The 13,457-nt window shown below is 76.4% G+C and carries 13 protein-coding genes; 5 read left to right on the forward strand and 8 right to left on the reverse strand.

What is annotated here, in order from left to right:
- From WCD74_RS10355 to WCD74_RS10375, 5 genes are read right to left on the reverse strand one after another with little or no spacing between them, the layout of a single operon-like run.
- Entirely contained in the window at positions 1–954 is a 954-nt protein-coding gene (locus WCD74_RS10355; RefSeq protein WP_337694761.1) for a lysylphosphatidylglycerol synthase transmembrane domain-containing protein, read from the reverse strand.
- Complete coding sequence (locus tag WCD74_RS10360) at positions 951–1,751, reverse strand: methyltransferase domain-containing protein (RefSeq protein ID WP_337694762.1); 801 nt, start codon at positions 1,749–1,751, stop codon at positions 951–953. Before WCD74_RS10360 ends, WCD74_RS10355 begins: the two co-directional genes overlap by 4 nt.
- Complete coding sequence (locus WCD74_RS10365; protein WP_337694763.1) at positions 1,709–2,707, reverse strand: glycosyltransferase family 4 protein; 999 nt, start codon at positions 2,705–2,707, stop codon at positions 1,709–1,711. The genes WCD74_RS10360 and WCD74_RS10365 overlap by 43 nt, the downstream gene beginning before the upstream one ends.
- Entirely contained in the window at positions 2,704–3,102 is a 399-nt protein-coding gene (locus WCD74_RS10370; protein ID WP_337694764.1) for a 6-pyruvoyl trahydropterin synthase family protein, read from the reverse strand. The genes WCD74_RS10365 and WCD74_RS10370 overlap by 4 nt, the downstream gene beginning before the upstream one ends.
- Positions 3,102–4,106, reverse strand: coding sequence for a zinc-dependent alcohol dehydrogenase (locus WCD74_RS10375; protein WP_337694792.1), 1,005 nt, complete (start codon positions 4,104–4,106; stop codon positions 3,102–3,104). The genes WCD74_RS10370 and WCD74_RS10375 overlap by 1 nt, the downstream gene beginning before the upstream one ends.
- Positions 4,107–4,154: 48 nt before the next feature.
- Here WCD74_RS10375 and WCD74_RS10380 point away from each other — a divergent pair, with 48 nt between their 5' ends.
- The 3 genes from WCD74_RS10380 (at position 4,155) to WCD74_RS10390 (ending at position 9,063) form a co-directional block, all read left to right on the forward strand.
- Positions 4,155–6,530, forward strand: coding sequence for a CDP-alcohol phosphatidyltransferase family protein (locus WCD74_RS10380; RefSeq protein WP_337694765.1), 2,376 nt, complete (start codon positions 4,155–4,157; stop codon positions 6,528–6,530).
- Positions 6,531–6,845: 315 nt separating this feature from the next.
- Positions 6,846–7,961 carry an NDMA-dependent alcohol dehydrogenase gene (locus WCD74_RS10385; RefSeq protein ID WP_337694766.1) on the forward strand — a complete coding sequence of 372 codons (1,116 nt, stop codon included), beginning with the start codon at positions 6,846–6,848 and terminating at the stop codon, positions 7,959–7,961.
- A 10-nt stretch (positions 7,962–7,971) separates the two neighbouring features.
- Positions 7,972–9,063 (forward strand): glycerate kinase, encoded by a 1,092-nt coding sequence (locus tag WCD74_RS10390; protein ID WP_337694767.1) that lies wholly within the window; start codon positions 7,972–7,974, stop codon positions 9,061–9,063.
- Here WCD74_RS10390 and WCD74_RS10395 read toward each other — a convergent pair.
- Positions 9,039–10,400, reverse strand: coding sequence for a PQQ-dependent sugar dehydrogenase (locus WCD74_RS10395; RefSeq protein ID WP_337694768.1), 1,362 nt, complete (start codon positions 10,398–10,400; stop codon positions 9,039–9,041). The genes WCD74_RS10390 and WCD74_RS10395 overlap by 25 nt on opposite strands.
- Positions 10,401–10,465: 65 nt before the next feature.
- On the opposite strand from WCD74_RS10395, the gene WCD74_RS10400 reads away from it, so the two are divergent.
- Positions 10,466–11,356, forward strand: coding sequence for a DUF2127 domain-containing protein (locus WCD74_RS10400; protein ID WP_337694769.1), 891 nt, complete (start codon positions 10,466–10,468; stop codon positions 11,354–11,356).
- Here WCD74_RS10400 and WCD74_RS10405 read toward each other — a convergent pair.
- Together WCD74_RS10405 and WCD74_RS10410 are read right to left on the reverse strand one after the other, a co-directional pair.
- Positions 11,332–12,051: a TetR family transcriptional regulator gene (locus WCD74_RS10405; protein WP_337694770.1), complete on the reverse strand. Its 720-nt coding sequence runs from the start codon at positions 12,049–12,051 to the stop codon at positions 11,332–11,334. The genes WCD74_RS10400 and WCD74_RS10405 overlap by 25 nt on opposite strands.
- Positions 12,052–12,079: 28 nt before the next feature.
- Positions 12,080–12,271 carry a hypothetical protein gene (locus WCD74_RS10410; RefSeq protein WP_337694771.1) on the reverse strand — a complete coding sequence of 64 codons (192 nt, stop codon included), beginning with the start codon at positions 12,269–12,271 and terminating at the stop codon, positions 12,080–12,082.
- A 91-nt stretch (positions 12,272–12,362) separates the two neighbouring features.
- Here WCD74_RS10410 and WCD74_RS10415 point away from each other — a divergent pair, with 91 nt between their 5' ends.
- Positions 12,363–13,313, forward strand: coding sequence for an NADP-dependent oxidoreductase (locus tag WCD74_RS10415; protein WP_337694772.1), 951 nt, complete (start codon positions 12,363–12,365; stop codon positions 13,311–13,313).
- Positions 13,314–13,457 lie beyond the last annotated feature (144 nt).

Here is a 13,457-nt window from a genome sequence, read left to right on the forward strand (position 1 = left end):
TCACGCTACTGACGCCCGGGGTACCCGATCGGTGAAGCGCGGGGAGTTCGCCGGAGCGGCGGCGTCGCGCTGCGCCGGACGGGTCAGCGCCACTCGCCCGAGCAGGAGCACTCCGAGCCCGGGCAGGCACGAGACCAGGGCGAGGACGCCGTAGGTGACCGCGGCGGCGAGCCCGGTGGCCGCGCCCAGCCCGGCCGCCCCGAACGCCGCGGCCAGGACGGCCTCGCGCGGCCCCCACCCGCCGACGTTGAGCGGGAGCCCCATCGCCAGCAGCGCCAGGGCGAGCAGCGGGAGGAGCGTTCCCACCGGTGCGACCGGACCGGCCGCGACCGCCAGCAGCGCCAGGTGGCCCGCCGTCGCGAGCAGGGACCACCCGACGACGCCGGGGCCGGTGCCGCGGCGGAACAGCCCGTCCCGCAGGTCCGTGGCCAGGCTCCCGAACACGCCCCGCCGACGCAGGAGCGGCGCCACGCCGATCGCCACGGCCGCCACCACCGCGAGGACCGTGAGCACCGTGGCCGGGTCGACGAGCCCGTGCACCGGCCCCGGCAGCGCCACCAGCAGCACCGCGCACGTCGCGACCACGACGACCTGGCCCGCCACCCGTTCGATCACCACGGCCCGGACCCCGCGGCCCACGTCGGCGTTGCGCCGTCCGTGGTCGACCGCGCGGTGCACGTCGCCGAGCACCCCGGCCGGCAGCACCGAGTTGAGGAACTGGGCGCGGTAGCAGTCCGCCAGTGCCCGTCCGAACGCCAGCCGCAGCCCCACACCCCGCGCGACCAGGCACCATCGTGCGGCGCACGCCGCGGTCGTCACGAACCCGAGCGCGAGTGCCGCCAGCACCGACGGCCCGGACACGGCGCGCAGCCCGTCGACCACCGCGCCCGTGCCGAGATGGGCGGTCACCGCGACCACCAGGGCCGCACCCACCACCAGCTTGAGCACCTTCACCGCGGCAGCCCCAGCACGTCGGCGTGACCGACCTCGACGGTGAACGGCTCCGCGAGCCGGCCACGGAGGTAGTCGTCCGCGTCCAGGGCCGGGTCGTGCTCGGCCGCCGCGTCCAGCCACCCGCGCAGCCACTCCTCGGCCAGCGGCTCCCCGGCCGCGAGCCGCCACGGCGACGCCTCCCGGCGGACCGCGTACCCGGCCCGCTCCAGCGCGGCGACCGCGAGGTCCGGCGCGTCCGGGCCCGCGAGTCCGTCCCGGCGCTGGTGCGCGTCGAAGGCGGCGGCGATACGGGCGTCCCGCACGTCGACCGGGTCGAGCACCACCCGCCCGGCCACCGTCAGCGTCCACAGCACGGCCGCGCCCGCGGCGGCGCACGCCTCGGCGAGCCGGGCGATCCCCTCCGCGGTCAGCAGGTCGAGCAGCGCCGAGCAGACGACCACGTCGGTCCCGGCGAGGTCGGCCTCCAGCACGTCCCCGACGACGGGGGTGGCCGGCGCGGGCAGTGCGGCGGCCGCCCGCCGGGCGAGGTCGGCGTCCCGGTCGTGGACGAACCACTGCTGCGGGGCGTGCAGGCGCGGCGCGAGCCAGCGGCCCATCGACCCGGTCCCGCAGCCGAGGTCGCGGACCACGACGGTGTCCCGCCCGCCGAGCCGGCGGTCGAGGTCCGCCGCGAGGGCCGTCGAGCGCGCCGCGTGGTCCGCGGGCTCCCGCAGCGCCAGCCAGTCCGGGGTGCAGACGGGGGAGCCGGGGTCGCTCAGGCGAGCGCGCGGCGCAGCCGGTGCACGGTCGTGATCCACGAGGGCAGCGTGCCTCGCCGCGCCCACGCTGAGATCCTCCACCCGGACCGCCGCACCGGGTCCGCCAGCCAGTGGCGCAGGGCTGCGGCGAGCGCACCAACGTTCTCAGCAGGCACTAAGGCCGTGGGCCCGGCCTCGCGGACTCCCCCGACGTCGGCGGCCAGGACGGGGATGCCCCGGGCGAGCGCCTCCGGAACCACCATCCCGAACGTCTCCGTGCGCGACGGCACGACGAGCAGGTCGGTCGCGGCCCACACCGGGCGCAGCCGGTCGCCGACGAGCGGCCCGGTCACCGTGACCCGGTCGGCGAGGCCGTGCGCGATCACCCGGGCCCGCAGCGACGCCACGAAGCCGGGGTCACGCGTCAGCGGCCCGACGAGCGAGCACGTCCAGTCCTGCGCGCGCAGGCCGGCGAGCGCGTCCACCAGCAGGTCCTGGCCCTTGGTCGGGGTGAGCGCGCCCAGGCAGAGCAGGCGCGGCCGCACCCCGGCGACCGCGGACCCGGGGGCGGGCGGCGCGGGGTCCACCCCGGGCGGGGCGACGACCACACGGGCCGGGTCGACGCCGTGCACGGCCACCACGCGGTCCGCGGTCCACCGGCTCGTGGTCGCCACCGCCGCCGCGTGTCCGAGCGCCGCCGTCTCCAGCTCCCGCAGCTCGTGGGCGCGCCCCGCCGACAACCCGCGCTCGTCGGCCAGCGGCAGGTGCACGAGCGGGACGAGCCGCAGGCGCGCGGCGTGCGCCGCCAGCACCGCCGGGAACCGACCGCCGACCAGCCCGTCCACCAGCACCGACCCGCCGTCGGGAACGCCGCGGAGCACGTCGGCGAGCGCGCGGGCGTCCTCGACGGGCACCCGGAGCTCGTCCCACCCGGAGACCTGGAGGACCCGGCGGTCGTAGACGTTGCCGCCGCTCGGGACGCCGTCGATGTCGTCGGGGACGACGACGGCGATCACACCGGCCGCTCGTAGCCCGCCCGCGCGACGTGCGACTCGTGGAGCTCCACCGCGATCGTCGCGATCGCACGGGCCCCCTCGCCGAGGGCGCCCGTGTGGATCGCGGTGGCGAGGCGGTCCGCGATCACACGGGCCAGGAACTCCGTCGTCGTGTTCTCGCCGGCGAACTCGGCCACCTCGTCGAGGTTGCGGTAGCGCAGGTCCTCGAGGGCGGTGCCGAGAGCGGCCGTGGCCAGCCCGATGTCGACGACGATGTTGTCCGCGTCCAGTTCCGGGCGCCGGAAGGTGGCGTCGACGACGAAGGTCGCTCCGTGCAGCGCCTGCGCCGGGCCGAACACCGCGCCGTGGAAGCTGTGGGCGACCATCACGTGGTCGCGGACGGTCACCGAGAACATCAGCTGCCTCCAGGGGCGAGCGGAGCGACGGGGGATGGACCGTAGTCGACGCGGACCGCGAGCCCGGGTGCCCCGGCCGCGAGTCGCGCCATCGTCTCCGGCAGTGCCTCGAAGGGCACGGCGTCGGTGATCAGCGCCTCGAACCGGTCGTCGGCGAGCAGGCGCAGCGCGAGCGCGATCCGGTCGGCGTAGGTCCGGCGGGCCCGGCGGGCGCCGGAGACCATCCCGACCTGGCTGGAGCGCACCGCCAGGCGCCCCGCGTGGAATCCCGCCCCGAGCGGGACGGACACCTCGCGGTCGCCGTACCAGGACATCTCGATCACCTCCCCCTCGACGCCGAGCAGCTCGAGCGAGCGGGCGAGGCCGGCCGCGGTCCCGCTGGTGTGGAACACCAGGTCGCAGTCGCCGAGCGCCTCGTCCGGCGTCGCGAACCCCACGCCCAGGGCGACCGCCGTGTCCGCCCGCGAGGCCTCCACGTCCACCAGCTGCACCCGCACCCCCGCGATCGACGCCAGGAGCGCGGCGACCGAGCACCCGACCATCCCCGCCCCGACGACGGCGATCCGGTCGCCCACGCGCGGGCCGGCGTCCCAGCACGCGTTGACCGCGGTCTCGACCGTGCCCGCGAGCACGGCCCGCGCCGGGGGGACGTCGTCGGGCACCACCGACACCGCGGACGCCGGCACGACGAAGCGGGTCTGGTGCGGGTGCAGGCAGAACACGTCGCGGCCCACCAGCGGCTCCGGGCCGGACTCCACGGTGCCCACCGCGAGGTAGCCGTACGTGACCGGCCCGGGGAACTCGCCGACCTGGAACGGCGCCCGCATCCGCTGGGCCTCGCCGGCCGGGACACCACCCCGGTACACCAGCAGCTCGGTGCCGCGGCTGATCGCCGAGTGCCGGGCGGCCACGACGACGTCGTCCGGCCCCGGCGTCGGGAGCTCGACGTCGACGACCGCGGCTTCGCCAGGACGGAGTACTCGGAAGCAGCGGGCGGAGTACAGAGTTCCTCCATCACGATCGGGTCACGGCCTCGGGGAGGATGGTGCTCCATGGCCGCAGGAGAACCGACCCTGCCAGAGCGCGGGAGCACCCTGCTGGCGCCGCCGATCGCGGTCCAGCTCACGACGGCGGGTCTGCTCGGCGCGGGCCTCCTCGCGGTCCTGCACACGAGCGCCGGACTGGCCGGGGTGGGCCTGCTCGGCGGACTGCTCGTGCTGGTCCTCCCAGGTGCGCTGCTGGCGAGGACCGGAGAGCGGTCCCTCGGCCCCGCGGGCAGCGTGACGCTGCTGCGGCTGGTCCTGATCGCCGGGATCGCCGGGCTGGTGGTGCAGCAGCTGTCCGGGCGTCCGGCGCCGACCGCGGTGCTGGTCGGGCTCACGGTCGTCGCCCTCGCGCTGGACGCGGTCGACGGGTGGGTCGCGCGGCGCACCGGCACGTGCTCGGAGCTCGGCGCGCGGTTCGACATGGAGGCGGACGCGTTCCTGCTGCTCCTGCTCGCCGTGGACGTCGCGGCCGACCTGGGCCCGTGGGTGCTGCTCGTGGGCGGGATGCGCTACCTGTTCGTCGCCGCCGGCTGGGTGTGGCCGTGGCTGACCGCGCCGCTGCCCCCGCGGTACTCGGCCAAGGTGGTCGCGGCGCTGCAGGGGATCGCGCTGGTCGCGGCGAGCACCCGGCTGCTGCCCGGGTGGGCGGCGGCCGCGCTGGTCGGGGCGGCGCTCCTGGCGCTGGTGTGGTCGTTCGGGGTGTCGGTCGAGTGGCTGGCGCGGGCTCCGCGCGAGCCCCGCACCGCACCCGCCGTCGGGACGGACCTCTCGTGGTGGCGCGGGCTGGCGACGGGCCTGGCCGCGCTCGTGCTCGCCGTCCTCCTGGTCGCGCCGCGCGACCCCTCGGCGCTGGTGTGGGGCTCCTACCTGCGCGTCCCCCTCGAGGGGGTCGCGGGTCTGGCGCTGCTGGTCCTCCTGCCCGACCGCCTGCGCCGCCCGGCCGCGGTCGTCGTCGGGGTCCTGCTGGGGGCCGGGGCGGTGCTGACGGCGTTCGACGTCGGCTTCGCCACGGTGCTGGCCCGCCCGTTCGACCCGCTGCTCGACAGCCCGCTGCTCGCCGACGGCGTGGGCTTCGTGGGCTCGACCTACGGGCCGGTGGCCGAGGTGGCGGCCGTGATCGGGGCGGTCGTGCTGGGCGTGCTGCTCGTCGGCGGGGCCGGACTGGCGGCCCGGCGCGTCGCGGGCGCCGCGGCGCGGCACCGGCGCGGGACGCTGCGGGTGCTGGCGGCGTTCGGGGGCGTGTGGCTGGTCGGCGCGGTGGCCGGGTTGCAGACCGTCCCCGGCGTGCCGGTCGCGGCCGCGACCACGGCGGCGGCCGCGGTCGACCGCACCGACCGGATGCGCACCGCGCTCGCCGACGCCGAGCGGTTCCGCGCCGAGGCCGGCACGGACGCCTGGGCCGACGCCCCGCCGTCCGACCTGCTCGACGGCCTGCGCGGCAAGGACGTCGTGGTCGCGGTCGTCGAGAGCTACGGCCGGTCCGCGCTCGCCGATCCGGGCCTGGCCGCGACCGTCGCCCCCGCCGTTGGGACCGGGCAGGCCCGGCTGGACGCGGCCGGGTACGGCGCGCGGAGCGGGTTCCTGACGTCGAGCGTGGTCGGGTCGGGCAGCTGGCTCGCGCACGCCACGCTGCTGTCGGGACTGCGGGTGGACAACCAGCAGCGCTACTACACGCTGACGTCCTCGGACCGCTTCACGCTGTCGGCCGCCTTCGCGCGGGCCGGGTGGGAGACCGCCGCGGTGCAGCCGGGCACCACGAAGGCGTGGCCGGAGGGCCGGTTCTACGGGTACCAGCGGGCCTACGACGTGCACGACCTCGGCTACCGCGGGCCGTCCTTCGGCTGGGCGTCGATGCCGGACCAGGTGGTGCTGGACCGTCTCGACCGCCTCGAGCTCGACCGCGCCGGCCGCGGCCCGCTCATGGCCGAGGTCGACCTCGTCTCCAGCCACGCCCCGTGGACCCCGCTGCCGCGCATGGTCGACTGGGACACCCTCGGCGACGGCTCGCAGTTCGCCGCGCAGGCCGGGCAGGCCGCGCCGACCGACGCGTCCGCCCGCTCGACCGAGCAGGTCCGCGCCGACTACGCGCACTCCGTCGCCTACACGATGGACGCGCTCACCTCCTGGGTGGCGCGGGCGGACGACCCGAACCTGGTCGTGGTCGTCGTCGGGGACCACCAGCCCGCACCGCTGGTCACCGGCCCCGGCGCCGGGAAGGACGTGCCGGTGTCGGTCCTGAGTCGGGACCCCGCCGTCCTCGACCGCATCGGGTCGTGGGGGCTCACCCCGGGCCTGCGCCCGGCGCCCGACGCGCCGACCTGGCCGATGGAGGCGTTCCGCGACCGGTTCCTCGGCGCGTACTCCGGCCCGCCACGGCTGTGACCGGCGTCACTTCTGGCCGCGATAACGTCCGACCGGTCACGGACGAAACCATGAGCGAGCCCGGCGCCGTCAGACCCCCGACCTGACGGCCCGGGTTCCTTCACGTCCGGGGTCGTCCCCGGGCCGGGACGCGCGACGGGCACCCGTCCGGCCGTCCCCCGACGGCGGCCGGAGCAGGCGCCCGTCGCTGGATCAGCGTAACCCGTCCGTGGATCCGACCGGACGGTCTGTCGTCGGTTCGTCAGCCGTTGCAGGCACGTTGGTGGAAGTGTGACCTCTCGTCGTGACCGTGCAGATCGTCAGTGAGGTGACCGGATGAAGACCCGCGCGGCAGTGATGGACAAGGGACAGACGGAGTTCGAGATCGTCGAGCTCGACGTCGACGAACCCGGGCCCGGCGAGGTGCACGTCAAGTTCACGGCCTCCGGCCTGTGCCACTCCGACCTGCACCTCGTCGAGGGCATCTACGGCGACTCCCCGCGCTTCCCGATCGTGGCCGGGCACGAGGGCTCCGGGGTCATCGAGTCGGTCGGCGAGGGCGTCACGCACCTCGAGCCCGGCGACCACGTGGTGTGCAGCTTCATGCCCAGCTGCGGCTACTGCCGGTACTGCGAGACCGGGCACACCAACCTCTGCAACATCGGGGCCAACATCCTGCAGGGCTGCATGCCCGACGGGACGTTCCGCTACCACCGGGGCGGGACCGACCTCGGCGGCTTCTGCATGCTCGGCACGTTCTCCGAGCGCGCCACGATCCACGCCCGGTCCGCCGTGAAGGTCGACCCCTGGCTGCCGCTCGAGGTGGCCGTCCTGGCCGGCTGCGGCGTCCCGACCGGCTGGGGCTCCGCGGTCAACGCCGGCGGGGTGCGGGCGGGCGACACGGCGGTGATCTTCGGGGCCGGCGGGGTCGGGATGAACGCCGTCCAGGGGGCCGCGCAGGCGGGCGCCCAGTACGTGGTCGTCGTCGACCCGGTCGAGTTCAAGCGCGAGACCGCGCTCTCCTTCGGTGCGACCCACGTGTTCGCGGACGCGGAGGAGGCCGCCACCACGGTCAAGGAGCTCACCTGGGGCAACGGGGCGGACCAGGCGATCCTCACCGTCGGCGTGATGGACGAGACGGTCATCCGGCAGGCCTTCGACATCGTCGGCAAGGGCTCGACGGTCGTGCTCGTCAGCCAGGCCAACGCGGCGAACAACACCATCCAGCTCCCGAGCGCGCTCATGGTCCGCAGCGAGAAGGTCCTGCGGGGCGCCCAGTTCGGCTCGTGCAACCCGCACCACGACATCCCGCGGCTGCTGCGGCTGTGGAACAAGGGCAGTCTGAAGATGGACGAGCTGATCACGAAGCAGTACACGCTCGACCAGGTCAATGACGGCTACCAGGACCTGCGCGACGGGAAGATCATCCGCGGGGTGGTCGTGCACGGCTAGGGTCTTTGCGGTGCGTGTGCTGGTAGCTCCGGACAAGTTCAAGGGCTCGCTGACCGCCGTCGAGGTGGCCGGCGCGATCGCGCGGGCGCTGGCGGCCCACGGGCACGAGGCGGTGCCGTGCCCGATCGCCGACGGCGGCGACGGGACCGTCGACGCCGCGGTCGCCGCCGGGTTCACCCGGCACGCGCTGACCGCCGCGGGCCCGACCGGCGAGCCCGTGGCGACCTCCTGGGCGCGGGACGGCGACACGGCCGTCGTCGAGCTGGCCGACGTGTGCGGGCTGGTCCGGCTGCCCAGGGGCGTCCTCGAGCCGTACCGGTCCTCGACCCTGGGGCTGGGCGAGGTGCTCCGCGCGGTGATCGGCGCCGGGGTCGGACGGGTCGTGCTGGGGATCGGCGGCAGTGCCTCCACCGACGGCGGGGCCGGGCTGGCCCAGGCGCTCGGGGCGGTCCTGCGGGACGCGGACGGGCGGGCGCTCCCGGCGGGGGTGGGCGGCGGCCGGCTGCCCGAGGTCGTCACGGTGGACCGGCCGCCGGTCCCCGCCGCCGGCCTGGAGGTCGCCTGCGACGTCGACAACCCGCTGCTCGGCCCGTACGGCGCCGCCGCGGTCTACGGGCCGCAGAAGGGCGCGGGTCCGGACGACGTCGCGGCCCTCGACGCCGCCCTGGCGCGCTGGGCGGGCGTCGTCGGCGAGGACCTCGCCGAGGTGCCGGGGGCCGGGGCGGCCGGCGGTGCGGGCTTCGGGCTGATGACGCTGTTCGGCGCCCGGCTGCGTCCCGGCTTCGACCTGGTCGCGGAGCTGCTCGGCTTCGACGAGCGCCTGGCCGGTGCGGACCTCGTCGTCACCGGGGAGGGGCGGCTGGACGCGCAGACGCTGCGCGGCAAGGGCCCGGCCGGCGTGGCCGCCCGGGCCCGCGCGGCCGGGGTCCCGGTGCTCGCGGTCGCCGGCCGCGTCGACCTCACCGCCGACGAGCTGGCCGGCGCGGGCATCGTCGGGCACGCGGCCCTCGCGGACCTCGAGCCCGACCTCGCCCGCTCGCAGGCGAACGCGGCCGAGCTCGTGACCCGCAGCGTCGATCAGTTGCTGCGCGCCACCCGGTAGATCGCGCCGGCCTCGTCGTCGGAGACGTAGAGCGCCCCGTCCGGGCCCGGCACCGCCGCGACCGGGCGGCCCCAGCGGGTCCCGTCCGGCGCCTGGAAGCCGCCGACCAGGGTCTGCTGGTCGCTCACGCGCCCGCCGGACCACGGGTAGAACGACACCTCCGGCGCCCGCGGCGACTGGCGGTTCCACGACCCGTGCACGCCCGCGACCGCGCCGCTGCCCAGGCCCGGCACGTCGGCGAACGCGAGACCCAGCGGCGCGGAGTGCGCCCCGAAGGTCTGCTCGAGCGGGGGCAGCGCCGAGCAGTCCAGCTTCGAGCCGTCGGCGTTGGTCTCGGCGTCCCGGGTGAACGGCAGGTCCGCGGTTCGCATCGGCGAGTCCGGGTTCCCGGGCTGCGTGTCCGGTTCCGGGTTGCAGTACGGCCAGCCGAGGTCGCGGCCCGGGGTGAGCGCGGCGAGCTCCTCCGGCGGGTGGTCGTCGACGTAGTCCGGGACGACCTGGCCGAACTGCGGGCCCGGCCACGGCCACGGGATGTTGTCGCGGTTGTTCACCGCGGTCCACAGCTTTCCGTCCGGGGCGAACGCGAGACCGGTGCCGTTGCGGACCCCGCGGGCGAACACCTCCGGCGTGCCCGACCCCGGCGGCACGCGCAGGATCGCGGCCCGCTGCGGCGTCGCCTCGCGGTCCTGCGGCGACACGTTCGCGGTCGACCCGACCGAGACGTAGAGCGCCTTGTCCGGTCCGACGACGACCGTCTTCAGCGCGTGCGCGTACGCGCCCTTCAGGTCCGGGCTCTTCTCGTCCGGGAGGTTCGGCACCACGACGCGCTTGCCGGTGGCGGCGCCGTCGCGGTAGTCGAACGCCGTGATCTTGTCGCTCTCCGCGACGTAGAGCGTGGTGCCGTCGAAGGCCATGCCGTGCGGCTGCGTCAGGCCGCTCGCCAGCGTCGACCGCTGCGGCGGGGCCCCGTTCGCACCGGGGACGAGCCGGGTGACCTCACCGGTCGAGGGCAGCGAGACCAGCAGGGAACCGTCCGGGGCCCACGTCTCGAGCCGGGCGTCCGGCACGCGGGCCCACACCGACACCGCCCAGCCGGGCGGGGTCAGCACCTGGCGCGGCGTGGCGAAGGCGCCCTCCTCCATCCCCGCGGGGACGGCGAGGGGGCTCGCGACGAGGCCGTCCGGGGCGGCCGCGACCGGCGCGGTCGCGGCGACCGGGGACGGCGCGCCCGCCTCGGGGGAGGACGGGGCGGAGGAGCAGGCCGGCAGGAGCAGCAGCAGCGCAGCGGCCCCGGCGAGGCCGAGGCGGCGGGCGGAGGCGGGGAGGGAAACGGTCATGACACCCGTCAGCGTGACGGTCCGGCCGTGTCCCCACCACTCGGGGCGGCCCTAGGCTCACACGGATGACAGGTGAGCCCGCGCGCCGCCCGCCGGGCACCCCGCCCCCGGTGCCGCCCGCCCGCTTCCGGCCGCGGTTCCACTACGAGCTGCTCTCGTGCGGGCTGCAGGGGCACGCGCTGCTGGGCACCGACGCCGCCTCCCTGGACCCGCCCGACGACGGCTCCGACCCGCGGCTCGTCGTCCGCGCCGAGCACGGCGTCCGCTGGCACCGCTGCCTGCGCTGCGACTCGTGGCTGCCGCTGCCCCCGCCCACGGCACCGACCCGCGAGCGCCTCCCGACCCGCGCCGAGGTCGAGCTCCCGCTGCGCGGCCGGGCCCTGCGCGACCGGTTCGTGCTGCGGCTGATCGCGCTGGACCGGGTGCTGCACGTCGTCGGGCTGGGGCTGGCCGCGGCCGGCGTGTTCGTGTTCCTCGCCGACCGCGACGCCCTGCGCGGGCCGTTCTTCGCGGTCCTGGACACGTTGCGCTCGACCCTCGGGATCGGCGGCCGCCTGCACGAGGGGATCGTCGGGGAGGTGACGAGCGCGTTCACCGCCCGGAACTCCACGATCGTGCTGGTCGGGCTCGCCCTCGTCGCGTACGCGCTGCTGGAGGGCGTCGAGGCGGTCGGGCTGTGGCGGGGCCGGCGCTGGGCGGAGTACCTGACCCTGGTGGCGACCTCGGTGCTGCTCGTCCCGGAGATCTACGAGCTGACCGGACGGGTCACGCCGACGAAGGTCGTGGCGCTCGTGGTCAACCTCGCCGTCGTGGTCTACCTGCTGTTCGCGAAGCGGCTGTTCGGCCTCCGCGGGGGAGCGGCGGCCGAGCACGCCGCCCGCGCCGCCGACCAGGGCTGGGGCGCCCTCGAGCGCACCGCGCCCGGGACGGATCAGGGCACGAGCGCCGTGCGGTAGCGAACCGGATCGGGTCGGGGTCGGTCCAGCCACCCCGACGCCTGCCACTGCGCCGTCCACTCCCGCGTCGTCATGATCGGGACGAGGCCCTCCCACGTCTCGTTCATGCGCGTCCACAGATCGTCCGGCCCGTCCGCGATGCTGTGGTTGCCGGCGGCGATCGCGACGACGGCGCGGGCGGCGCGGCCGGGGTCGACGTTGTCGGCGAGCAGGCCGGCGGCCGAGGCCTGTCGGAGCCGCTCGGCGGTCGCACCCTCCCACCCCGCCTGCCACTCGACCCCGTGCTCGCGCAGGTCGGGATCGGCCAGAGCCCGGCTGCAGCCGCGGACCAGGGGGTCGTACATCCAGCGGGCGACGTAGGCGTCGGTCTCCAGGAGCAGCCGCCACATCGCGTCCAGTCCGCGCCGTCCGATCTCGTCGACGACCTGCATCCAGGAGTCGCAGACCTCGGTGAGCAGCGCCTCGGCGAGCGCCTGCTTGGACGAGAAGTGGAAGTAGAGCGCGCCCTTGGTCAGGCCCGCCGAGGTGAGGATGTCGCTCAGCGCGGCCCCGTGGTAGCCGTGGGTGCTGAAGCAGTCGGCCGCGGCGAGCAGCAGCCGACGACGGGTACGGCGGGTCCGCTCCTTCGCGTCCGGGTCCGCCCACGCCGACACCGGGACCGCGAAGTCCCCGCTCGGCGACCCGGACGACGACACGGTCGCATCGTACGGTCCCGGACGATCTTCACCGCCGGAGGGCGTGCCGCGGTCCCTGCTCCTCGCGGGCGGCGGCGAGCAGCGCCGGCACGGTGCGGGCGGTGCCGGGCGCCGGGGCCGCGGGGCTGAACGACAGCATCGTGGGCTCCCCGCCGCGGGCCCGGCGTTCGATCGCGTCGAAGATCGGGTGCGGGTCGTCGATCTCGGGGTCGGACCACATGCCGCCCGACGGTGCCACCTCCGGCCGCCCGGAGGTGTCCGTGTCACCACACCGGAGGGTGCGGTCCGCCCGGCCGGGGGACACCGACCGCATGCGCGCAGTCGGAGTCACGGAGTTCGGAGGGCCGGAGGCCCTGCACGTCGTCGAGCTGCCCGACCCGGAGCCCGGGCCGGGCGAGGTCGTGCTCGACGTCGCGGCCGCGGCCGTCAGCCCCACCGACACCTTCACCCGCAACGGCGCCCGGGCGCAGGCGCTCGCGGCGGACCCGCCGCCCTACGTACCCGGGATGGACGTCGCGGGCACGGTGGCGGCACTGGGGGAGGAGACCGGCGGCAGCGGCCTGGCGGTCGGCGACCGGGTGATGGGCGTCGTCGTGCCGCACGGTGCGCACGGCGGCTACTCCTCGCGGATCGCGCTGCCCGCCGACTCGGTCGCCCACGTCCCGGCCGGGGTCGGCCTCGCGGCGGCGGCCACGCTGCCGATGAACGGCCTGACCGCGCGACTCGCCCTCGACGAGCTCGCCCTGCCCGTTGGCGCGACGATCGCCGTCACGGGTGCGGCCGGGGCCTTCGGGGGCTACGTGGTGCAGCTCGCCAAGGCCGACGGCCTGCGGGTCGTGGCGGACGCCGCCGAGGCCGACGAGGCACTCGTGGAGGACCTCGGCGCGGACGTCGTGGTGCGGCGCGGGGACGACGTCGCCGCGCGGATCCGCGAGGTCGTCCCGGAGGGCGTCGCCGGGATCGCCGACGGCTCGCTGCAGACCGACGCGCTGGTGCCCGCGCTCGCCGACGGCGGCGGGATCGCGACCGTGCGCGGCTACGGCGGCCCCGAGGGCGGCAGCGGACGGGACGTCCACTGGCACCCCGTGTGGGTGCGCGACTACGCCCGCAACCGGGCGGCGCTCGACCGGCTGCGCGAGCAGGTGGAGTCCGGCGCGGTCACGCTGCGCGTCGCGGACGAGGTCCCGGCCGAGCGCGCCGCCGAGACCCACCGCCGCCTGGAGGCGGGCGGGGTGCGCGGACGGCTCGTCATCACCTTCTAGGAGACCGCTGAAGAAGTGGGTTGGTGGGCGGGGCGCTTTGGCAGTCGTGCTGCGGTCAGCACCCATGGGTGCGACAAGAGGTCGCCCCGCCCGGTGGTGATGGTGGCGGCGAGAGGCCGCTGGTGTCGAGGCTGAGCGCCTGTA

It is taken from the genome of Actinomycetospora aurantiaca, assembly GCF_037401875.1.
In the GTDB taxonomy this organism is placed as follows: domain Bacteria; phylum Actinomycetota; class Actinomycetes; order Mycobacteriales; family Pseudonocardiaceae; genus Actinomycetospora; species Actinomycetospora aurantiaca.